The 22,857-nt window shown below is 62.3% G+C and carries 20 protein-coding genes; 12 read left to right on the top strand and 8 right to left on the bottom strand.

The features are described from left to right. Positions 1-72: 72 nt before the first annotated feature. The 6 genes from FIV42_RS27125 to FIV42_RS27100 form a co-directional block, all read right to left on the bottom strand. Entirely contained in the window at positions 73-2,229 is a 2,157-nt protein-coding gene (locus FIV42_RS27125) for a protein phosphatase 2C domain-containing protein (RefSeq protein ID WP_141200728.1), read from the bottom strand. Between the two features lie 157 nt (positions 2,230-2,386). Next, positions 2,387-4,483 (bottom strand): choice-of-anchor D domain-containing protein, encoded by a 2,097-nt coding sequence (locus tag FIV42_RS27120; protein ID WP_141200727.1) that lies wholly within the window; start codon positions 4,481-4,483, stop codon positions 2,387-2,389. A 149-nt stretch (positions 4,484-4,632) separates the two neighbouring features. Continuing rightward, a complete protein-coding gene (locus FIV42_RS27115) occupies positions 4,633-5,865 on the bottom strand; it encodes a lysophospholipid acyltransferase family protein (RefSeq protein WP_141200726.1) in 1,233 nt (410 codons plus the stop codon). Positions 5,866-6,009: 144 nt separating this feature from the next. Next, a complete protein-coding gene (locus FIV42_RS27110) occupies positions 6,010-6,585 on the bottom strand; it encodes a tetratricopeptide repeat protein (protein ID WP_141200725.1) in 576 nt (191 codons plus the stop codon). Beyond that, positions 6,582-7,094 carry a tetratricopeptide repeat protein gene (locus FIV42_RS27105; RefSeq protein ID WP_141200724.1) on the bottom strand — a complete coding sequence of 171 codons (513 nt, stop codon included), beginning with the start codon at positions 7,092-7,094 and terminating at the stop codon, positions 6,582-6,584. The genes FIV42_RS27110 and FIV42_RS27105 overlap by 4 nt, the downstream gene beginning before the upstream one ends. Before the next feature lie 77 nt (positions 7,095-7,171). Then, on the bottom strand, positions 7,172-7,882 hold the full coding sequence (locus FIV42_RS27100; RefSeq protein ID WP_141200723.1) for a hypothetical protein: 711 nt from the start codon (positions 7,880-7,882) through the stop codon (positions 7,172-7,174). A 345-nt stretch (positions 7,883-8,227) separates the two neighbouring features. Here FIV42_RS27100 and FIV42_RS27095 point away from each other — a divergent pair, with 345 nt between their 5' ends. The 3 genes from FIV42_RS27095 (at position 8,228) to dapB (ending at position 12,011) form a co-directional block, all read left to right on the top strand. After that, a complete protein-coding gene (locus tag FIV42_RS27095) occupies positions 8,228-10,228 on the top strand; it encodes an ATP-dependent helicase (RefSeq protein WP_222615331.1) in 2,001 nt (666 codons plus the stop codon). A 77-nt stretch (positions 10,229-10,305) separates the two neighbouring features. After that, positions 10,306-11,187, top strand: a complete 882-nt coding sequence (dapA, locus tag FIV42_RS27090) for a 4-hydroxy-tetrahydrodipicolinate synthase (RefSeq protein WP_141200721.1) — start codon at positions 10,306-10,308, stop codon at positions 11,185-11,187. A 2-nt stretch (positions 11,188-11,189) separates the two neighbouring features. Then, a complete protein-coding gene (gene dapB / locus FIV42_RS27085) occupies positions 11,190-12,011 on the top strand; it encodes a 4-hydroxy-tetrahydrodipicolinate reductase (RefSeq protein WP_141200720.1) in 822 nt (273 codons plus the stop codon). Between the two features lie 107 nt (positions 12,012-12,118). On the opposite strand, the gene FIV42_RS27080 is transcribed toward dapB, so the two are convergent. Then, positions 12,119-12,898 carry an enoyl-CoA hydratase/isomerase family protein gene (locus FIV42_RS27080; RefSeq protein ID WP_141200719.1) on the bottom strand — a complete coding sequence of 260 codons (780 nt, stop codon included), beginning with the start codon at positions 12,896-12,898 and terminating at the stop codon, positions 12,119-12,121. 174 nt (positions 12,899-13,072) lie between these two features. On the opposite strand from FIV42_RS27080, the gene FIV42_RS27075 reads away from it, so the two are divergent. The 9 genes from FIV42_RS27075 (at position 13,073) to FIV42_RS30820 (ending at position 20,613) form a co-directional block, all read left to right on the top strand. Further along, positions 13,073-13,993: a 50S ribosomal protein L11 methyltransferase gene (locus FIV42_RS27075; RefSeq protein WP_141200718.1), complete on the top strand. Its 921-nt coding sequence runs from the start codon at positions 13,073-13,075 to the stop codon at positions 13,991-13,993. After that, on the top strand, positions 13,993-14,760 hold the full coding sequence (locus FIV42_RS27070; protein ID WP_141200717.1) for a 16S rRNA (uracil(1498)-N(3))-methyltransferase: 768 nt from the start codon (positions 13,993-13,995) through the stop codon (positions 14,758-14,760). Before FIV42_RS27075 ends, FIV42_RS27070 begins: the two co-directional genes overlap by 1 nt. Beyond that, positions 14,757-15,266 (top strand): RDD family protein, encoded by a 510-nt coding sequence (locus tag FIV42_RS27065; protein ID WP_141200716.1) that lies wholly within the window; start codon positions 14,757-14,759, stop codon positions 15,264-15,266. The genes FIV42_RS27070 and FIV42_RS27065 overlap by 4 nt, the downstream gene beginning before the upstream one ends. A 100-nt stretch (positions 15,267-15,366) precedes the next feature. Beyond that, positions 15,367-15,708, top strand: a complete 342-nt coding sequence (locus FIV42_RS27060; RefSeq protein ID WP_141200715.1) for a P-II family nitrogen regulator — start codon at positions 15,367-15,369, stop codon at positions 15,706-15,708. 126 nt (positions 15,709-15,834) lie between these two features. Next, positions 15,835-17,265 (top strand): type I glutamate--ammonia ligase, encoded by a 1,431-nt coding sequence (gene glnA, locus FIV42_RS27055; protein WP_141200714.1) that lies wholly within the window; start codon positions 15,835-15,837, stop codon positions 17,263-17,265. Positions 17,266-17,377: 112 nt separating this feature from the next. Next, complete coding sequence (locus FIV42_RS27050; RefSeq protein ID WP_141200713.1) at positions 17,378-17,998, top strand: hypothetical protein; 621 nt, start codon at positions 17,378-17,380, stop codon at positions 17,996-17,998. Between the two features lie 73 nt (positions 17,999-18,071). After that, a complete protein-coding gene (trxB, locus tag FIV42_RS27045) occupies positions 18,072-19,052 on the top strand; it encodes a thioredoxin-disulfide reductase (RefSeq protein ID WP_141200712.1) in 981 nt (326 codons plus the stop codon). Positions 19,053-19,185: 133 nt separating this feature from the next. Further along, the gene (locus tag FIV42_RS27040; RefSeq protein WP_141200711.1) at positions 19,186-19,788 is read left to right on the top strand and encodes a P-loop NTPase family protein; all 603 of its coding nucleotides are present in this window, start codon (positions 19,186-19,188) and stop codon (positions 19,786-19,788) included. Positions 19,789-20,271: 483 nt separating this feature from the next. After that, positions 20,272-20,613, top strand: coding sequence for a His/Gly/Thr/Pro-type tRNA ligase C-terminal domain-containing protein (locus FIV42_RS30820; protein WP_222615330.1), 342 nt, complete (start codon positions 20,272-20,274; stop codon positions 20,611-20,613). Between the two features lie 94 nt (positions 20,614-20,707). Here FIV42_RS30820 and FIV42_RS27030 read toward each other — a convergent pair whose 3' ends face one another. Then, positions 20,708-22,852, bottom strand: a complete 2,145-nt coding sequence (locus tag FIV42_RS27030) for a Tex family protein (RefSeq protein WP_141200710.1) — start codon at positions 22,850-22,852, stop codon at positions 20,708-20,710. Positions 22,853-22,857: the final 5 nt, after the last annotated feature.

The following is a 22,857-nucleotide window of genomic DNA, read 5'->3' as shown; positions in this document are numbered from 1 at the left end:
CGCACGGGGTCACGGGGAACTACAAAAAGCTAAGTTTCCCTGTGTCCCAGTGCCCCCGTGGTGAACTTTCCGTCAAACGAATTTGACGATTCCCACCCCGATATTGTCCCCGCCTCCGCCGCGGTTGGCGAGCAGGATCAGTTCGAGGCAAGCCAGCGCCGGGTCCGGCTCGGAGACGAGCACTTGGTGGATCAAGTCCTCGGCGGTGAGCATGTTGGCCGAGGCGAAATCGACCAGGCCGTCGGTGGTCAGCAGAAGTGTATCGCCGCTGGTCACCGGAAACTGAAAGACATCGGGCTCCGGGTTGACCGCCTCGAGTCGCTCATTTTCGATGATAAAGGTCCCCAGACAGCGCGCGAGAGCGTCGCCGTGAGGCATCGCCAGCGCGTTGTCGGCAGGAATCCCCTCCAAAATGCTCAGCGTCCACAGGTTGTGGTCGATCGTCAGCTGCTCGAATGCTTCGCCGCGGTGCAAGTAGACCCGGCTGTCGCCCAGCGTGGCCAGCGTGACCATGCCGTCGTGGAGCATCGCCACCAGCGCCGTGGTGCCCATCACCTCGTGCGGCCCACCGCGAAACGGCAGAAAGTGTTCGTTGACGTAGTCGACAATCCGGTCGTTCGCCCGGTTCAGGATATTCTGAATCGCTGCGGTTGGATTGATCGCTTCGTCCATCAAGTAGCTGGGGTGCAGCTCTTCCCAGGCGAGCTCCGCCTCCTCGGCCAGAACTGAACTGGCCAAATCTCCGGAGCCGTAGGAGGCCGTCGATACGCCGTCGGCGACGACCATCAACGAAAAACGCCGGTCATCCGAGACGGCACCAAAAACTGCGTCCTGGTTGGTCGGGTTGCGCCGTTGCTTGGCAATGCCGACGTGGGTGTCGACCGCCGCCATCATCCGCGGCGTCTTGCCACCGGGAAGCTCGGCACGCTTTTGCATCACCTCACAAGCACGCTCGAAGGCCCGCTTGAGCGAATCGACGCTCGGGTACCGTTCGTTGGGGTCGGGACGTGTGGCGCGACCGATAACCGACTGCAATCCCGGTGGGAACGACGGACGCAGGTTGCGCGCCGGAATCGCCGGGATATGTCGGGTGTAGACCGACACGGGCGGAAGCTGGCCGGCGACGAGGAAATACAGCAGCATGCCCAGGTTGAAGACATCACAGCTTTCGGTGATATCGACCTGCGAACGCCCCATCATCTCCGGGGGCGAAAAGCCGCGGATGATCGGCACCTCGTCGAAGCTGCCGTCGAACTTGAAAAAGCCCTCCACGCTGTCGAACAAAACCTCGAGGTCGGCCGCCTCATCTTCGACTCCGAGTGATGCTTCCGACTGCGTGGCAAAGAAGCTATCGGTGTCGACCGGCTCGGACTCCTCCACACGCGAAGGGAAATCGGCCATCACCAGCGGCATCAGGTCGTCACGGGTCTTGTCTGCTTCGCGCGAAGCAGCGAAATCGTTGACGAACTCGGAGGTTTGATCGGCATCAGCAGGGACGGCGTCTTCCTCGATCTCCGAGAAAGTCTCTTCATCGCCCAAGCCGGCGGTGTGTGGCACCGGCTGCCCTTCTTCCATCGAATCCCGAAGGAAGGCCAACGGAAGCCCCTTGCTGTCGGAGGGGTCACGCACTCGAAGCGTCCACGGCGTAAGGCGCAGATGCAACATGCCACGCTCGTGCAGATCGGCCACGGCGTCGAGCACCGGCAGGTAGATGCCTCGTATCTGGGCCAAGTTCAAGCGGTTGGACGCGACTTCGACGACTTCGTCGAGCGCCAATCCGCTGTCGTTGGTAAAGACCGAGACGACCTTGCCGTTGTGCCGCTCGCGGGTCAGAGGCTTGCGCACGCTCGCCTCGATGTCCTCGGGGAGCACCTCGTATTCAGACCGCGCGTAGGTCTCCTCCTGCTCGACGACAAAAGATCGGTGCTCGAGCGTGTCGAGTGCGGCCGAGTCGATGGGTTCGCCGCCGGCATGGCTGAACGCCAGCGGATGTGCCAAGAGCACTCGACGACGCTCGTAGCTCTCCCACAACTCGGCGAACTCGAGGGTCACCTGGATCGTATCGGCCTCGACAGCCACTCCCACCGCGGCCGGGTCGATCAGCGTGTCGTACGTCTGGCCGACCTGGAACCACGGCGTCGAAGCGGTCGCGTGGCCGCAGTGGCCACACTGCTGCCCGGCAGCCGTCGGACGGCCACATTGCGGGCAGGATGTTTCGGGAAGCGCCATGTCTACACCTATTTTGATTCGAGAAGCACCGGCGCGCGAACCGGTCGGTTTGTCAGCATAGCGCACCTAGTGCATCTGCAAAACCTTCATTAACCACGAAAAAAGCCCCGGCATCGGCCGGGGCGCTCTTCGTATTCAACCGCCTAACTCACAATCCTCAGTAAAGCCCCTGAGACGTGCAGTAACGGGGGTTGTTCTGGCCGTCGAGGGTGCGCATGCCGTCGGTCACCTCCGGCTCGTCTCCGATGGGCGCAGCCGGCATCACGGTGTTGACGTCTTGGACGGTCACCACGCCTTGATTCCAGTGAATGCGCGCGACGTCCCAGAACTGACCGCCGCGCTGCAGCGGCTTGTTGATCTGCTCGTAGACCGGGTTGCCGTTCACGTAGATGCGCACGGTGGCATAAGCCGTACCGAAGAGTTGTCGGTAATAATGCACCCCCACCGCATACCACTCGCAGTCGGCCGGATCGTCCATTTGGATATTCTCGGGACCACCGCCGTCGGTATCGTCGATATCGAGGCTGGGGCTCTCCGGGTTCCAGATTCCGGAGTCACCGCCCGAGCCGCTATTCGGGTTGCGGAAATAGATGTCGTACGGCGACTTGAACCACTGCCCCGGTCCCATCTTGACCAGGTGGACGTCGACGTCGCTGCCGCTGTCGTCCGACTCGTCGGGATCTTCGGGGTTGGTCCAGGTCAACTCGACGTGAATCTTTTCGTTGGGCGTGGCCACAATCGTCGCCACGGCCTGCTCGCACGAACGGAAGCCCTCGTTATCGATGACGTCGACGGCGTACTTGTACGTTCCGGCGAGCAGCGCACGGAACTCGCGCCGCGACGGATCATCATCGGTGGGGTCCTCGGCGGTCGGCCCGAGCGTGTCCTGCGCCCCGTCGGGCAGCTCCAGGGGGGTCCACTCGTAGTCGACCACGCGGCCATCCGGGTCGTCACTATTGGAGGCGTCCAAGATGATATAGTCGAGCGGCGCTGCGCTCACCGTCGGGCGGGGAGCCGCACTCACGCCGCGGACCTTGGCAGTCAAAACCGCTTCGGGACATTGGCCGTCGGAGCCGCGCCCCACCAACTCGAGTTCGAGGCTCGACTGGGCGGGGTCGTTGCTCAAAATGAGCGCCTTGCCAGTGTCGCTGCCGACTTGAATGGGGCCGTAGTCGATCTGGAAGGTCTCGCGCTCACCGGGCTCGATCTCGACCACGTCGTCGAGCTGGTCGTCGCCGTTGACGTCCCAGCTACCGAGGTCGAGAGCAAATTCATTGTCCGCGGTGTTCTCGGACAATTCGATACCACTGATCTCGAGGGTCTCCGAACCACAGTTGGTCACGCTGACCACGTCGGTGGACTCACCGCCGATGGGGACCTGGCCGAAATGACGGGTCGTGCCGTCGACCAAGATGCACGGCGACTGCGCGTTGGCGCGCACGTCGACGATATAGACGCCTCGGCCGTCCTCGTTGGTGTCGCCACGGGTGTCATTCGACTCGATGAGAATCTCGCCGCTGTCCCCGCCCCCGCCTTGCGGCGCATAGTGCACGGGGATGTCGAGCAAATAAGTATCGGGGCTCTCTTCGACTGCGCTGCTGTCGTACGGCTCGAGAACGATCTCGCCCTGGGGTTCTTCGATGCGAAAGTCGCTACCGCCGGAGTATGAGACTCGGTGGATGACCAGCGGCGCGGAGCCGTAATTGCGAATCTCGAGCACCTGATCGGCGCTGTCCGGCGGTGAAAGGCGCGGGAAGCGCACCGTCTCCGGCTCGACCACCAACTCTGGTCGGTTCGCCAACGTGTCCACGTCGAGCGTATACGGCTCGTCTTTGGTGTAGTCGGTGTCACTGCTCACGATCTTGATGACGCCGGCGTTGGCCTGGCCTCGAGCGGTGAACTCGACTTGCATCTTGACCGATTCGCCCGGCGCGATGAGCGTTCCGGCCTCCGGGGCATTCTGCAGCGACAAGTCGTCGATCGAGCCGCCCTCGCGTGCTTCGAGGTTGATGTCGTTGAGCCGCAGGCTCTCCGAGTCATGGATATTCCAGATGGTGACCTCTCGGGTCTCGGTCGTGCCGAGTTCCAATCGCGAGAAGGTCACGCTGATCGGCTGGACCATGATTCGTCCGCCGCCGCCCTCACCAATATTGTTATTCGTGCTGTCGTCGTCGCTGCAGGCCGACAAGCCTACCAACGCGACGCTCAGCACGAGGAGCGCGGCCAATCGGATGTTGCGCGTCAGAGACTGCATATGCTTTCTCGATCCCGTTGCAGTGACTTGAAATGTCGACACCGGCCCCTTTGGCGCTGCGCTGCGCTGTTAGACCAGCGCGCGGCGCGAGACGTGCAAAAGATTGCCGATATCCACCTAACTAGAGGTAGTGAAACCCCATTCGCGTGTCAACGATGCACGGATCGCGACTTGACTCCGAGCTCCTTTCCACGCGCCAGGCGATTCCAAGGTCGAAGGAAATGCGACCACTTGATGTTGCTCTCGCCCTGGGGCTCCAATTGGTACAGACGATCTTGCGTGCGCACTTGAAGAACGCTCTGGACCTCGACGGACACGGCTTTCACCTCGTCGAGAGGCAACGTCCACGGCTGGCGACCGGGGGAATGGCATTCGAGGCGGTCTTCGTAGAGGGTCGCGGGACCATGGGCGACGGGTTCGAGTTGGCGACTTCCCCGAGGGACGGCTCCGATCTGCATGTTCGGGCTCTGGAGGACGACCCCCTCCTTTTCGAACGCCTCTGGATCTGCAACCGGCGGGTTGCCGAAATGCGCTTCGAGCGCCATGGCAGCACGATGGACGGCGGTCTCCTGCGCCCTACCGCCGATCGGGTGCATCCGGTTGTGCACATCGACGCGCCAGCGGGCATCGCACTCACCGCACATGATGCAGTCGCGATCAGTGTGGTGCACGCTCAGCGCCTCGAGCGCGAAGCACGATGGGCAGGCCCACAAATAGTCCGGGAGTCCCTCGGCCAGCCGCTCACCCCAGCTGCCCTCCGGTGCCCGGATTTCGCCCGGGTCGATCCGGATGGCGTCCGCAATCGCGGCGGTGATTTCGTGGGCGCTCATCTCTGGCGGGAAGGTCCGCGGCGCCGAATAACGCACGTGGACGGGAACGTGGCGCCGATGTGGCGCCCAACGCGGACGGTGCAGGTGGCCAGTCGTGACGCGAGCCGTCACCACCCGAGCGTTCAGACGCTTGATCAGCCGACCGATGCCCGGTCGAAGCTTGCCCAAGCGGCCGTCCCAGGTGCGCGCACCCTCCGGAAAGAGCACGATCGGTCGCCCGTCTCGGTACAGCCGCTCGAGCGTCGCGTTGGCCTCCGGGTCGTGCATATTCTTGATCTTGGGGAAGGCCCCCAGAGAACCAATCAGCGCTCCGAATGCCTTGAAGCGAAACAGCTGCTGACTGGCCATGTAGTGCATCGGGCGCCACCCGCCCCAGGCGACCCAGACCGGGTCGAACACGGAGGTATGATTACTGAGCAGAAGCACGGGGCCATCTTGGGGGAATGGCTCGTCGTACTCGTATTGCAGCTTCCATCGGAGCTTCGCCCCGAGCCAACAGAGGTTCCATCCTGCTCGATGCGCTAGCCAATGAAAGAGATATTGTGGTTTCACTACGCTACTGTCGGTCTACTAGGGCGAGATACGGCTGATTAATGCGACGCTAAAAGACGCGTCATTGAAGTTACGACCTCGCGCCTCGACATATCAAGGCGCGAGACCGTTTAACACCAAAATGTTACTTCGCCATTCCCCCGCTCACTCCGCCGACGTGCTGCGATAGTCCTCCAACGAGTGAATGTTCGCCGGGTGCTCGGGCTGTGGCCGCGTGGTGAACGCTTCGAGCTTCTGGGTGGGAGCCGCACTGGCGTCAGCTTCCTGGAGGCGCGACTTCTCGAAGTCGGCGCGATGCCGGTTCAAGAACCTCTTGGCGCGCTTCGCCCCCGGATTGCCGCCGGGCGGCTCGAGCGAAACCGCATGCCGAGCCCAATCCTCGGCGCGCTCGAGCTCACCCATTCGATAGAGCGCCTCGGCACCACGGCACCAGGCCATCGAGTCGCCACGACGACAGTCTACCGCCTGCTGGAAATGCCCGAATGCGCGCTCCCAGTTCATCCGGCGCATCTCGATATCACCCAGCACAAACCAGGCGCCGGGCCGGCCGACGTCGAAGCGCACCACCATGCGCGCCAGACGCTCGGCCTCGTCGAGCCACCAACGCCGGTAGTGCCGCCGCGCCTGGTACTCGAGCGCGGCGAGCGCGTGGTCGGGGATGGCCAGGCGAGTCGCCCTTGTACTAGCTTCAACATCTGGCTTGCGGCGATGCGGGCTCACGACTGATCACCTTTTGCATCGACTTGAGCTGCAGTGCGGTCGCTGGCCATGTTCAGCAGCGCCTCCGTCCGGGGTCGGTGCACGGAGTCATCGTCGAGTAGCTCCATTGCGCGCCGCAAAGTCACCATCGCCGCTTCCTCCTGTCCGGCCTGCACTTGAGCCTCACCGAGTTTTGCTGCCACTTCTGCTGACTCGGACTCCAACGCCTCCGCTTTACTCAGTACCTCGGCTGCGTCGGCGAAGTATCCCCGTTGCAGCAGAACGTCACCAAGCAACAAGAACGGATAGCTCTGTGTCTCATCCAGCGCCGTTGCGCCGCGGAGTAGCACTTCGGCCTTTTCATAGCTCTTATTGAGATAGAGGTTGTAGGCGCGATCGACGACGTCAAATACGAAGTCTTCGTCAACACCGAACAAATCAGCAGCGCTCTTGCCTTCAAGTACGCGGCTCGCGAACTCTCCGATGAGAGTTTCGACTTCCTCATTTGCTTCCCGAGTTGTTGCTTCCATGAATCTAATCTCCGGCTGTCGAGGTTCTGCACTGCGAACATAGGTGACTTCTGAGAAGATACTTCCGTGCCGCGGGCTCACACACGCATGTTATTGATGGCGGCCTTCGCGGTATCATGCATCGACTTCATCATGTTGCTCATCATGGAGAACATCTGATTGATCTCTTGCAGGCGTTGCATGATCATCTTCATCGCCATCTGCTTCTCTTCTGGGTCCTTGATGGAGCCCAAGTGATCCATCAACGCTTTTGGATCGTTGTTCATCAGATTAATCATCTGATCGACGCTCTTTCCGTTGAACTCCATGGCCCCCAATCCACTACTGCCAGAAGAACTGCCTGCTTGGTTGGTACTGCCGGCTGAGTCTGCCTTGCTCGAACCTCGTGCCGTGGTCGCGGGACGTCTGCCTCGGCGGGGTTGCGAAACGGATTGAGAGCTTGGCGCCGACGCGTTCAACTCCGAGTCGACACGCGCCATCATGGCCTCCGCACGCCCCAAGGCAGCATGTACCGCAGCCAAGTCTCCGTCATTTCGCCTGTTACCAGTCGTTGTATCGTACTTGCCGCTTGAAGTAGTGAAATCCAGCGCCTGATCGATGGCGGCTTCCGCGCGATCGAGGTCGGCGAGAAGCGAATTCTTTTCGCTGTCACTGAGATTCGGGTTGTTTTTAATCGCCTCCCGCTGCTCTGCGATTTCCTTCTTCTGCGCCTTGAGATCGTCAAACTCGTCGGTCATTCCCTCGTAGACGCGCGTTCCACCGTGACTCACTGTGTTCATGTTCGTCATGTTTTCCTTCCTCATGTTTGATGACTGCGATTTCGAGTCTTCGTCCGAGAGGCGTTTGAAGTACATAACTCCATGCCCCTCATATACGGTTTTCGGCAAAACAGGCCGTTTCGTTGCGTACTTTTTCGATTTTTCTCACCAATAAAACCAAAAGAACAACAACACCAACAACTTACAGCCCCCGCTTTTTTGCCATTCTCTGTTTCCGTTCGAACGGAGATCGCGCCACATCGCCCCCAAAAACTCGCCCCTTGGCAGCCCGGCAACCTCGCCCTACACTTCAGCCACCGACCACTGAACGCCCAATCAGCTGCAATCGTCAGAAGGCAACCCCTAGAGGCAACCGTGAAGCGCTACACACTCAAAAAGGAACGCCCGAGCGGTGAGTCCGGCATCGACTATGAAAAGGATCTCAACGAACAGCAGCGTAAAGTGGTCACTGCTGGCGGGGGGCCGATGCTCGTCATCGCCGGGGCCGGCTCGGGAAAGACGCACACGTTGACCTACCGGGTGGCGCACCTCGTCGACCGGGGCGTGCCGCCGGAGAATATCCTGCTGCTGACCTTCACGAATAAGGCCGCGCGGGCGATGACCGACCGCGTGTGCGACCTGCTCAACCTGAACGTGACATCGCTGTGGAGCGGGACGTTTCACAGCATCGGCAACCGCATCCTGCGCCGCGAGGCGAGCAAGCTGGGCTATGGGGATGACTACACGATCCTCGACTCGGAGGACGCAGGTACGCTCATGAAGACGTGCGTGGCCGACGCCAACGTCGGTCATCTCGACCAGCGTTTTCCGAAGGGGCGCGTGCTCAGCCGCATCTACAGCTACTGCATCAACACGCAGAAGCCCGTCGAGCAGCTCCTCGCCGAGCGTTACCCTTATTTCGAGCATCTGGCCGAGCCGATTCGGCGGATCTTTCGGTTCTACCAGACCCGTAAGGTCGAGATGTCCCTGATGGACTTCGATGACCTGCTCATGAACTGGAAAACCCTGCTCGAAAAGCACGATGACGTGCGCCAGTCCTACGCGCGCCGCTTCGAGCATGTGCTCGTCGACGAGTATCAGGACACCAACCATCTGCAGGGTGAGATCGTCGATCTGATGGCCTCCGAGCACCAGAACCTGATGGTGGTGGGCGACGACTGTCAGAGCATCTATGCGTTTCGCGGCGCCGACTACCGCAATATCCTCGAGTTTCCCCAGCGCTACGAGACCTGTCGCGAGTACAAGCTCGAGATCAACTATCGCTCGACGCCGCAGGTCCTCGACCTGGCGAATGCTTCCATCCGGTTCAACAAGAACCAGTTCCAGAAGACACTCGAATCGGCGCGCGGAGACGGGCCAATGCCTGCCCTGATCAAGCTTCGCAACGTCGAGCAACAAGCCGAATTCGTCTGCCAGCGCATCCTCGAGCTCGCCGACGAGGGGCTCGGCCTCGACGAAATGGCCGTGCTCTATCGCTCCCACCACCACTCGATGGAGTTGCAGGTCGAGATGACCCGCCGCGGGATTCCCTACGTGGTGCGCTCGGGGCTCCGATTCTTCGAGCAGGCGCATATCAAAGACGCGCTGTCGTACCTCAAGTTCTTGTTCAACCCGCGCGACGAGCTTAGCTTCCTACGCCTGGCGCGCCACTGGCGCGGCGTGGGAACCAAGCGCTCCCAGGATATTTGGATGTACGTGCAGAGCCAGAGTGACCCACTGGCGGCCGTCACCCACGAGAAGCTCATCAACTCATTGCCCAAACGGGCGAAGAACTCGTGGCGTCAGGCCTCGGTGCTGCTCGACAAACTTCGCCAAAAGCGCATGGGCTCTCGGCCGTCGGATCTGCTCGAGTCGGTGCTCGACAGCGGATACGCCGATTACGCACGCCGCACCTACGATAATATCGACAATCGCATCGCCGACCTCGAGCAACTGGCCAATTACGCCGACCAATACGAGGATATCGACCATTTTCTGGGCGAGATTTCGTTGCTCTCGGGGATCTCGGGCCAGGAAATTTTGGTCGGCGGCGACGTCCCCGACGAGTACGTCACGCTCTCGTCGATTCACCAATCGAAGGGCCTCGAATGGACCGCCGTCTTCGGCCTGTGGCTCTCCGACGGCATGTTCCCCAGCTCACGGGCCGAGACCGATGACGAAGTCGAAGAGGAGCGCCGCCTCTTTTACGTGATGACCACCCGCGCCAAAGACGAGCTGTACCTGTGTCAGCCGCTGATGCACTACGGCCGGCGCGGCCGGCGCACGGTGCTTCGCGAATCGGACTTCATCGAGGAGCTGCGCTACTCCGACTTTCTCGACAAAGAGCCGTTCGAAGAGTGGCTTGTCGACGGGTGAGTCTTCTAAGTCTTGCGCGAGTTTGGCGAGTCCACTATTGAATCGGTGTTCACTGACACCCTTCGTGGAGTTGCAAAATGAATCTTCGTGGAGCCTACACCGCCCTTATCACCCCTTTTCGCAACGGCGAGGTCGACGTCGACGCCCTGCGTGATCTGGTCGAGCGCCAGATCGACGGTGGAATCGACGGCTTGGTCCCCTGCGGAACCACCGGCGAAGCGGCCACGATGACCGCCGAGGAGCAACTCCTCGTCATTCGCACCGTCGTCGACGCCGCTGAGGGCCGCGTGCCTATCATCGCTGGCACCGGCAGCAACGACACACGCAAAACGGTCGAGTTCACCCGTGAGGTCGCCCAGATCGACGGCGTCGACGCCGCGCTGGTCGTCGTCCCATACTACAACAAGCCCGACCAAGAGGGACTGTTTCGCCACTTCACCCAGGTCGCCGATGAGGGCGGGCTGCCCGTGGTCCTCTACAACGTGCCCGGCCGCACCGTCCGCTCGTTCACGCCCGCGACCGTCGGCCGACTCGCCGATCACGACAACATCATCGCCATCAAAGAGGCGACCGGCGACATGGCCTTCGACACCGAGGTCCTCGAGGCCGTCGAGGGCAAGATCAACGTCATGTCGGGCGACGACTTCACCACCTTCCCGCTCGTCGCATGTGGAGGCACCGGTTGCGTCTCCGTCGTGTCGAACCTCGACCCGACGTCGATGAGTCGAATGTGTGAAGCGACCCTCGAGGGCGATTTCGAAACCGCGCGCCGGCTGCACATGAAGATTCAGCCGCTGGCCCGCGCCCTCTTCTCGGCGCCCAACCCGGTTCCCACCAAGACGATCGCGTCTAAGCTCGGTTGGTGTACTCCCGAAGTCCGCGCTCCGCTCTATGACGTCTCGGACGAGGTGCGCGCCACACTCGAGAAGGTTGCAAGCGACTACGGATTCGAAGGATGATCATGGATCGCGAAATCTTCGTCACAATCATCGGCGCCGAGGGCCGCATGGGCGCCGAATTGCTCGCCAACGTCTCGCTCATGGAAGGCATTTCGGTGACCGACGCGGTAGTGCGCCCAGGCAGTGAGTCCGTGGGTAGCGTAATTGGGCCCGAGGGCGTCAGAGTCACCGACGACATGGACACGGCGGTCGAGAACGCCGATGTCGTCATCGACTTTTCGGCCCCCGAAGCGTGCCTCGCAGCTGCAGAGTGCGCCGCTCGCTTCGAAACGCCCTTTGTATCGGGGACGACGGGTCTGTCGGAGGCGCAAATCGCCGAACTCAAGGGGCGCTCGAGCGATGCGGCCGTATTGTGGGCGGCCAACTTCTCGGTGGGCGTCAACGTGCTCGAACAGCTCGTCGAGTTGGGCGTGAAGGCGGCCGGCGAAGGCTTCGACATCGAGATCTGCGAGGCGCATCACCGCCGAAAGGTCGACGCCCCGAGCGGAACTGCGCTCTTCTTGGGAAGAGCAGCAGCCCGTGCCCGCGACGTCGACCTCGACGATGTCGCCGTTCACGGCCGCGAGGGCCACACCGGAGCGCGATCTGATGAAGAGATTGGCTTTCAGGTCATTCGCGGCGGCAGCATCGTCGGCGAGCACACCGTCTACCTCGCCGCCGAAGGCGAGCGCATCGAGCTCACCCACCGTGCGACCGATCGCGGCATCTTCGCCCGCGGCGCCCTTCGCGCTGCCCAGTGGATGGCTGGACGCCACCCCGGCTGGTACAGCATGAAGGACGTCCTTTTTGGGGACAGCGAAAGAGCTAACGAACGAAACAGCTAACGAGTACTCTTTTACTCTTTCGCTTCTTCGCTCTTTTACTCTTTCGCTTCTTCGCTCTTTTACTCTTTCGCTTCTTCGCTCTTTTACTCTTTCGCTCCTTAGCTACCTCACTGCCCTTTCCATTCCGGGTCGCGCTTGCCGATGAACGCCATGATGCCCTCGGCGGCGTCTTCGGTGAGCGTGTTGATCGTCAACTCGTTGTGCAGCATCCGCAGCGCCTGCTCGAAGCCCATATCCTGGGTTTTGTAGAAGGCGCGACGACCGAGCTTGAGGATTGCCGGCGAGAATCCCGCGATACGCTCGGCCAACTCGCCGACCTTCACGTCGAGTTCGTCCGGCTCGACCGCATAGTTGATGATGCCGTACTCTTCGGCTTCCTGCGCGCTCAAACGCTTGCCCGTAAGCATCATCTCCATCGCCTTTTTTCGACCGATATTGCGCTGAATCACCGCCATGATCATCATCGGGAAGAGACCCACCTTGATCTCGGGCGTACCGAAACTGGCGTTGGTCGAACCGACGGCGATGTCGCAATTGAGCGCCAAGCCGAAGCCACCGCCGAGCGCGTGACCGTTGACCCGTGCGATGAGTGGCTTGGTGCACTCGTTCATGGCCAGTAGCATCTCGGCAAACCCGCCGCGGTCCTCGTGCATCGCCAACGCGCCGCCGCCCATCTGCTGGTCCATCAAATCACCGCCGGCGCAAAAGGCTTTGTCCCCTGCCCCGGTGAGCACGATGACGGTGACGTCGTCGTTGTCCGACAGCGCCCGAAAACGCTCGGTGAGCCCGCTCACCACTGCGCCAGAGAGCGCGTTTCGCCTGTTCGGCCGGTTAATCGTGATAGTAGCGATGCCATCTTCGATTTCAGTCAGGATCTCTTCGCTCATCTTTGCCTCCGCGTTGAAATGATTGGTCTGCATCGAACACATGTTAGTGAATACTCACTTAAAGTAGGTTCGTCAACTGCGGCGGTGTTCGCCCTGGCTGCAAACGACGCTCTCCGTTGGACAGCCTGACCTCGCGTCACTACAACTGTGGGCGCCAACATATGAGGAGCCCAAATGACCCAAGAAGCCGAAAACTGGTACCGCGTCGAGTTGCTCATCGAAGAGAGCGGCACGACCAACGCAGCCTCGCTGCTCTGGGAGTTCGACGCAGCAGGCGTCGAGATCCAGGACCGCGAGACTTACGCCGACGACGAGACGATTGCGCCGGTGCCTGAAGGCACCAATCGACTGGTCGCATTTTTCCAATTCGAGACCCCGGGAGCTGCCGCTCAATTCGAGCGCGACCTGACCTCCGCGTTGGGTGACGCCGACATCGTGACGCTGTCACTGCAATGCGCCCCCTACACGGATAAGAGTTGGGAGACGGCATGGAAGGACTATTTCAAGCCGGCGCTCATCTCGCCGCGTGCCATCGTCGGCCCGCCGTGGGAGGACTTCGAGGCGCCCGACGGCGGCACGAAGATCGTCATCGAGCCGGGGATGGCCTTCGGCACCGGCACGCACGAAACCACGCAGTTGTGCGCCGAGAAGCTCGACCGCCTCTTGGCCGAGAACGACGCCTCGCCGAGCGTGCTCGACGTCGGCTGCGGCTCGGCCATTTTGTCGATGATCGCCAAGCGTCTCGGCGCCGAGCCTGTGGTGGGCATCGACGTCGACGCGACCGCACTCGAGGTCGCCGAAGCGAACCTCGCGGTCAACGACCTCGCCGGCGAAATCGAGCTATCGACGACGCCGGTCGACGAAGTCGAGGGCACCTACGACATCGTCATCGCCAATATCTTGGCGCACATCTTGTTGCACATTCGCGAGGGGCTTCTTCCGCGCGTGGCACCCGGGGGTATTCTGCTCTTGAGCGGCATCACCGAAGCCCAGGAGCAAGAGCTGCGCGACGCCTTCGTCGGCGACGGCTTCGTTGAGGTGAGCTGCGAGCAAAAGGGCGAGTGGGTCTGCTTCGAGCTTCGACGGGAGGTGTGATGAGACGCGCCCCGCTCGAAACCGAAGAGATGCCCCCCGAAGGCCGTGTCGGCCAGCGCTTCCGACTCCCCGAGCGCGTCGCCCACTACCTGCGCGACGTCCTTCGCATGCAGGTCGGGGACCGCGTCGAGCTTTTCGACGGCTCGGGGCGCGTCGTCGTGGCCGAAGTCGCCGCCGTCGCCAATGACCAGGTGGCCGTTGACGTCCAACTAGACCGCTACACCGAACGCGGCGAGAGCCCGTGCGCGGTCACGCTCGTGCAGGCCATCCCCAAAGGCAAGCGCTGGGAGATGGTCCTCGAGAAGGCCACCGAGCTCGGCGTGGCCCGCGTCATTCCGCTCGAGACCACGCGCACGGTGGTGCATATCAGCGACGCCAAAGTCGACCGAAAGCTCGACCGCTGGGAGCGCGTGGTCAACGCCGCGGCCCGGCAGTGTGAGCGGACGATCACCCCCGAGATCACCGAGCCGATGAGCCTCGACGAGGCGCTCGAAACCCTGGCGGACGTCCCCTCGTTTGTCGCCCATACCCGCGGCGACTCGCCGTCGCTCGAGGCGCTGCTCGACGAGGCGAACCTGCTCGACGAGCGCCCGGAGGCGGCCGCTATTTGGATCGGCCCGGAGGGGGGCTTCGACGACGACGAAGTCGCCGCGCTCAAAGAGGCCGGTGTGGACAGCTTTCATATGGGCCCGCGCATTCTGCGCGCCGAGACCGCCGGCCTGGTCGCGGTCACGTTGATGCAGGCTTATTTGGGAGACCTGTCGTGAAGGCAGCGCCAGAAAGCCGAGCCACCGAGTCGAAGACCTCCGAGCACGTGACCGCCGGGCTCGCTCGCCGCGGACTCGCGCTCGTGCTCGACGCCACCCCGGCGGCTTTCGTGGTGGCGCTCAGCTTCGCATTTGGCTGGCTCGACGCTCGAATCTTGCAGCCTCCGCACGGTTGGTTTTGGAGCGAGTGGCTCTTCAAATTCTGGCTCGATGAGCGCGCCGCGCTGATCTTGCCGGTGGCGCTCTTTTTGGGGCTGGCCATCGCGTGGACCACCGCCTGGGAGGCGCTTCGCGGCCGAAGCCCCGGAGGCCAAGTGGCCGGGGTGCTGGTCGTCGACCGAGACGCGTTTACAGTATCTGCGACTCGCGCAATCCTCCGAGGTGTCGGTGCCGGGCTCAATGTTGCCAGTTTGGGCCTCGGTTACCTGTGGATCTTCGTGAGCAGCTACCGCAGGGGTTGGCACGACTATCTGGCCGGCACCTTGGTGATTCGCGACGATGAGTAATCTGACGACGAGTAATCTTCGGCAACTTTTCGAAACACGGTTGGCGAAACGAAACTCGTACGTTATAGGACACGACGACTTGAGCGGAATGTGGTGATTGATGAAGAAGATCGAAGCCATCGTCAAACCCTTCAAGCTCGACGACGTCAAGGACCGCCTCGACGAAGTCGGCGTCCATGGCATGACCGTCAGCGAGGTCAAAGGCTTTGGGCGTGGCGGCGGTAAGGCCCCTGTCTACCCGGGTGCCGAGTACGTCGTCGATTTCGTCCCCAAGATCAAAATCGAAATTGTCGTACCCGATGATCTGGTGCATCCAGCCATCGAGGCGATCATGGAAGCCGCACGTACCGGCCATGTCGGTGACGGAAAGATCTTCGTCTCGTCGATCGACGAGGCGTTTCGCATCCGCACCGGTGAGACCGGCCCCGAAGCGCTGTCGTGAACGCGAAAGTTTGTTGTGTGAACAAACAGTTCCCCGTCAGGCGACTCCCCCGGGAGTCGTCGATGAGCCCTCGTGGCTCAACCCCTGCAGCCTCAATCAATACTTGCTGATCTCGAGAGGAGCAGAATGTCCAACGCTAACGTCACATCCGTCAAAGACGCGATCAAATACGCCAAGGAGCACGAGGCGCGAATGGTCGACCTGAAGTTCTTGGATTTCCCGGGAACTTGGCAGCACGTCACCATTCCGGCCCACCGCCTCGACGAAGACCTCTTCGAAGAAGGCCAAGGCTTCGACGGTAGCTCGATCCGCGGCTGGCAGCCCATCAACGCCTCGGACATGCAGATTCGCCCCGATCCGACCACCGCGCGCATGGACCCGTTCGCCAGCGTGCCCACGGTCAGCTTCATCTGCAACGTCTTCGACCCCATCACCGGCCAGGCCTACTCGCGCGACCCGCGCTACGTGGCTCAAAAGGCGGTCAACCACCTCAAAGAGACCGGGATCGCCGACACGGCCTACTTCGGCCCCGAGGCGGAGTTCTTCGTCTTTGACGACATCCGCTACGACCTGACCCCGCACTCGTCGTTCTTCGCGGTCGACTCGCAAGAGGGCACTTGGAATACGGGTCGCGACGAGCGGCCGAACCTCGGCTATAAGCCGTCGTACAAGGGCGGCTACTTCCCGTGCCCGCCCCACGACAGCCTCTTCGACCTACGCACCGAGATCTCGCTGGTGCTCGAGTCGATGGGCATTCAGGTCGACGCCCACCACCACGAGGTGGCCACCGGCGGTCAGTCCGAGATCGGCATCCGTTTCAACGACATGCTGACGATGGCCGACGAGCTGCAGTGGTTCAAGTACATCGTCAAGAACGTGGCGCGCCGCAACGGCAAGACGGTCACGTTCATGCCCAAGCCGCTCTACGGCGACAACGGTTCGGGGATGCACACCCACATGAGCCTGTGGAAGGACGGCAAGCCGCTGTTCGCCGGCGAGAAGTACGCCGGCCTGAGCGACATGGCGCTGCACTTCATCGGCGGTATCATCGAGCACGGCCGCTCGCTCATCTCGCTGACCAACCCGACGACCAACAGCTACAAGCGCCTGGTCCCCGGTTACGAAGCGCCGGTCAAGCTCGCCTACTCGAGCCGCAACCGCTCGGCCGCCGTGCGTATCCCGATGTACGCCTCGAGCCCCAAAGCCAAGCGCATCGAGTTCCGCACCCCGGACCCGACGTGCAACGGCTACATCGCCTTCGCCGCCATGCTTATGGCCGGCCTCGACGGCATCGAGCGTCAGCTCGATCCGGGCGACGCGCTCGACAAGGATATCTACAACCTGCCCGCGGCCGAGGCAGAGAAGATCCCGAGCGCCCCGGGAAGCCTCGAAGAAGCGCTCGAAGCCCTCATCGAGGACCACGAGTACCTGCTTCGCGGCGACGTCTTCACCGAAGACGTCATCGAGACCTGGGTCGATTACAAGCTCGAAAACGAGGTCGACCCGACCCGACTGCGCCCGACTCCGCTCGAGTACCAGCTGTACTTCGATATCTGAGTTTGGCCGCATCTGAGCGTTGAGCCCGAAAGGGGCGCGGATTATCCGCGCCCCTCTCTGGCGTTTGCCAATCACCCGTTTTGGTTCGTCCCCTTCAGCCTGACGACAAACTATGGTCCGCACGCCTCTTCGCATCGCCGCCCTGCTCCTCGTGACGTGTCTCGTTGTCGCGCTCGGCGCCGGTTGTGATGAGGACACGGCCGACGCCCCTCCGCCCCAGCCTTGGCGTTTTCAAAGCGAGGCCGCCCCTTACGCCATCGAGATTCCCGGAGAGTGGCAGAAGACCGACTCCGGAGAGCTCAACGACTTCGCGGATTTGGCCGTCACCCTCGCCGACAGCTACTTCCTGATCGTCATCCCTCAGGAACTCCCGCAGTACGAGGGCGTCGCCGCCCCCGACGCCAAGGCGATCAAGCGCGCGAGCCTGGCGCTGCTGCGCGAGCGCATCGACAAATTCGAGATCGAGCGCACCGGCCCGCTCAAGCTCGGCGATCAGACCGCGCTGTCGATCTTCGCCGAAGGCCTGTACGAAACCGATCCGGTCCAGTACATCGCCACCTACGCCACGCGCGGCCCCTGGGGCTACCAGATCGTCGCCTGGGGCCCTCAAGAAGAGGAAGACCAGCTCATCGCCGCCACCGACGCCCTGCTGTCGGGGTGGAAATTTACGAGCCCCGCGCCCTCAACACCGTCGCCCGCCGACGAAGGCGAGCCGCCGACACAACCGAAGTGAAACCTTCATCGAATCTGTGCATCGCAATAGGCGCACATTCCTAAGCACACCTGTAGCAGCTCTGGAGAAGTAAATGACTGACCTGAAAAAAGACTTGTACGACGTGACCATCATGGGCTCGGGCCCTGCCGGCCTGACCGCGGCGATCTACACCGCCCGCGCCAACCTCGAGCCGGTGGTCTTCGAGGGCTCCCAGCCCGGCGGCCAGCTCACCATCACGACCGACGTGGAGAACTTCCCCGGCTTCTCCGATGGCATCATGGGCCCCGACCTGATGAACGAGATGCGCGAGCAGGCGCTTCGTTTCGGCGCCGAGGCCCACATGGCCTCCATCGCCAAGGTCGACCTGTCGGAGCGCCCCTTCACGGTCACCCTCGAGGACGGCACCGAGTATAAGACAAAGACGTTCGTCATCGCCTCGGGCGCTCGCGCTCGCCTACTTGGCCTCGACAGCGAGTCGCGCCTGATGGGCCGCGGCGTGTCGACCTGCGCCACCTGTGACGGTTTCTTCTTCCGCGACCAGGAGCTCGCCATCGTCGGCGGCGGCGACTCGGCCATGGAAGAGGCGGTCTTCTTGACCAAATTTGCCAGCAAGGTCACCGTCATCCACCGCCGCGAAGAGCTTCGCGCCTCGCAGATCATGCAGGACCGCGCGTTCAACAACGACAAGATCGAATTCTTGTGGAACCGCGAGGTCGTCGAGGTGCTCGGCAACGAAGACGACGGCGTGACCGGTCTCAAGCTGATGAACAACGAGACCGAAGACGTCGAGGACTTCGACGTCGACGGCCTGTTCATCGCCATCGGGCACATCCCAAACACCGAGATCTTCAAGGGTAAGCTCAAGATGAACGACCACGGCTACATCATGACCGAGCCCGACTCGAGCCGCACCAGCGTGCCGGGCGTGTTCGCCGTGGGCGACGTCCAAGACTGGACCTACCGTCAGGCCATCACCGCCGCCGGCAGCGGCTGCAAAGGCGCCATCGACGCCGAGCGCTACCTCGAAGAGGCGCACGACATCGAGAAGCACCGCACCGAGGAATGGGACTAACCCCCTTTTTCGCTGCGAGGGCAACTTGCCCTCGTAGTCACAGCTTTTCGGTGCGGGGGCATCTTGCCCTCGTAGTCAAAGCGCGCGGCGTATCACACGCCGCGCGTTTTCTGTTTTTGCCCCACACACTCTTATGCAGTTAACAAACCTCTACAACCGCCACGGCGAGCCCCACGACCGCTACGTCGTCGTGGGCACTTCCGGCTCGGGCAAGTCCACGCTCGCCAACCGCCTCGCCTGGCACACGAGCAACCGCCACATCGAGCTCGACGGGCTCTTCTGGCTGCCCGACTGGCAGATGCGCGAGACCGACGACTTCCGCGCCCAAGTCGCCAGCGCCTGCGCCGGCGAGCGCTGGGTCGTCGACGGCAACTACTCGAAAGCGCGGGACATCGCCTGGCGGCGCGCCCAGGCCATCGTCTGGCTCGACCTCCCATTCCACGTCGTCATGACCCAAATGCTTGGGCGCACGCTCGACCGCTGCATCAGCAGGTGCGATCTCTGGAATTCCGGAAATCACGCGACCTTTCGGCGTGCGTTCCTCAGCCGCGACTCGATCATCTGGTGGGCAGCAAAGACTTGGAAGCAGCGAAAAGAGCTCTACTCGACGCTGCTCTACGAGCCGCAGTGGACTCATCTCGACATCTTTCGGGTTCGCTCCAATGACCTGAGCGACGTCGAGGTGCGTCGCGGACGACGCTCACGCTCTGTTGCCAGCGCCGAATCGGACTGCTAGCGCTTGTGGAGACGCTGCCGGCGCTGTTGCCGGCACGAAAACGAGAAAGACGCCATGAACGCGCGGTTCACCACAGCCCGCACCACCACGACCACCACCCGCACCGGCGGGGCTGGTGAGGTGCGCATGCGGTGAACTGACCGACACAGAAACGCACGAACTCACGCCCTGCCCGGTTTTCCCGGACGGGGCGTTTCGCGTTTCTTGTCTCGCGTTCGACGGCCGCTCCTCCGGATGACCGGGCGATGATTCAGGAGGAAAGACGATGTTAGATGCAAACGACCACAGACAAATCGCCCAGCGTATGGACCTGTTGCATTTCCAAGACGAAGCGCCCGGCATGGTGTTCTGGAACCCGAGGGGCGTCAAGTTGTGCCGGCTGCTCGAGGAGGCCGCGCGCCGGCGCATGCGAGCCGACGGCTACGAGGAAGTGCGCTCTCCCCATCTGCTGCGCCACCCCATCTGGGAAGTCTCGAGCGGTTCATGGGCTTGCTCCTCGAGCACCACAAAGGAAGGCTTCCGGCGTGGCTCGCGCCCGTTCAGGCGCATGTGTTGCCAATTGGGGAGGACCACGTCGACTACGCCGACGCCCTCGCTCGAGAGCTCGGTGCGCGAGGTATCCGAGGACGCGTCGTGGCCCCCGACGAGAGCGTCGGACGCCGCATCGCCGAAGCCCACGACACGGGCATCCCGTGGATGCTCATCGTCGGCGACCGAGAGGTTGGGAGTCGTTCGGTGAGTGTGCGCGACCAGGAGGGACAGCAAAATCAGCTGCGCGACGAAGCCATCGCCGAGCTTGCCGCGGAGGCCAGCCCGCCGGTGTGACCGCGTACCGATGCGATTGACCGACGGTCTCGAACGACGAAAGGGCCGGGAAAGCATCCCGGCCCTTTCGTGCACACCACATCCGTGTTTGTAGTTATGCCTGCTTCATCGACAAACCAATGCGACCGCGGTCCTTGTCGACCGACAAAATCATCACTTCGATCTTGTCACCCACGCTGACGAAGTCGTGCGGATTTTTAACGTAGCGGTCGGCCATCTCGCTCACGTGCACCAAGCCGTCTTGCTTGACGCCGATGTCGACGAAGGCGCCGAAGTCGACCACGTTGCGCACCGTGCCGGTGAGCTTCATACCCTCGCGCAGGTCCTCCATCTTCAGAACGTCGCTGCGAAGCTGGGGCGGGTCGAGCGCCTCGCGCGGATCGCGGCCGGGGCGAAGCAGCGCGTCGACGATATCCTCGAGCGTATAGCGGCCGACGCCGTGTTTGTCGGCGAGTTGGCCGAGCTTACCTGACGAGCGCAGCCCCTTGAGGCGCTGCTGCAGGTTGTCCTCGCCGAGCTTGGCGCCCGCTTCCTTGAGGATCGCCCGCGCCATCTTGTAGTTCTCCGGGTGGATGCCCGTTCCGTCGAGGGGCTCCTTTCCGTTTCGGATACGCAAGAATCCGGCGCACTGCTCGTAGGTCTTCGCGCCTACGCCGCGTACGTCTTTGAGTTCTTCGCGGCTCTTGATCCCGCCGCTTCGCGACCGGTGCTTGACGATGCGCCGGGCGAGCGTCGGCCCGATGCCGGCCACGCGCGCCAGGAGAGGCTCGGAGGCCGAGCCCAGATCGACGCCCACGCCGTTGACCACGTCCTCGACGACCGCGTCGAGCGACTCTTGGAGCTGCGTCTGGTTCACATCGTGCTGGTACATGCCCACGCCGATGCTCTTCGGGTCGATCTTGACGAGCTCGGCGAGCGGGTCTTGCAGACGGCGAGCGATCGAAATCGCGCCGCGCACGCTGACGTCTAGGTCGGGAAACTCGCGCCGGGCGATGTCCGAGGCGCTGTAGACGCTCGCGCCGGCTTCGTCGACGATGGCGTACTGCACGTCGCGGTCGATCGCGCTGATGGCGTCAGCGACGGCCTGCTCGGTCTCTCGGCTGCCTGTGCCGTTGCCCACGGCCACCACGTCGATGTCGTGCCCATCGATCATCTTTCGGATCTTGTGCGGGGCTTCGTTTCGGCGCCCGTCGTGCACGTAGATCATGTCGGTCGTCTCGAACTCACCCGACTTCGAGATGACCGCCATCTTGCAGCCGGTGCGGTAGCCCGGGTCGATCCCCAGAATGCGCCGGCCGGGCAAAGGCGGCTGGAGCAAGAGGTTCTTCAAGTTGAGCGCGAACACGCCGATAGCGTGTTCCTCGGCCATTTCTTCAAGTTCTCCTCGAATGTCTCGCTCGATGGACGGGTGGATCAAGCGCTTGTATCCGTCCTCGATCGCCTCGTCGACGAGCTTACGGCCCTGGCCCGACTTTGCGCCATTCTTGCGGTTCGAAATCCAGCTGCACATCGCCGCATCGTCGACCTCGATGCCCGCGCTCAAGACCTTCTCGTTTTCCCCGCGACGAATCGCAAGTACTTGATGAGGTTTGGCGTGCTGGACCGACGTCGAAAACTCAAAGTAAAGCTTGAAGTTCGGATCTTCATCCCCACCACGACGGCGTCTACACGCGAATTTGCCGCGCTTTCGCGCCTCGCGGCGCACGCGGTCGCGCACCTCTGCGTCGTCCGAGATATCCTCGGCAATGATGTCCTTAGCCCCGCCGATGACGTCGTCGGCGCTCGGGTAGTCGTCGCACACATGGGCCTTGGCAGCGGCGCGAATGTCCCCGCCCTTCCAGATCGTCTCGGCGACGGGCTCGAGACCTGCTTCGCGAGCCTTCTGGCCGCGGGTGCGACGCTTGGGGCGGTATGGCGCGTACAGATCTTCGAGGCGAGCGACCGTGTCGGCTTGCAGCAACTTTTTGCGCAGCTCCGCGGTCAGCGCGCCCTGCTCTTCGATGCTCGCTAAGATCGTCTTGCGACGGTCCTCGAGCTGACGAATCGCATCGACGGTCGAGGCGACGTCACGAATCTGCACCTCGTCGAGGTTTCCGGTCGCCTCTTTGCGGTAGCGGGCGATGAACGGAACCGTATTGCCCTCATCGAGGAGGCTCATCGTCCCCTCGACTTGGTGATTCTTGATCCCGAGCTGTCGCGCGACACGCTCGACGATGGATTTCGTGTTGGTCTTGCTCATGCGGA

The organism is Persicimonas caeni (assembly GCF_006517175.1).
Lineage (GTDB): Bacteria > Myxococcota_A > Bradymonadia > Bradymonadales > Bradymonadaceae > Persicimonas > Persicimonas caeni.
This window is presented reverse-complemented; position numbering and strand designations above follow the sequence as displayed.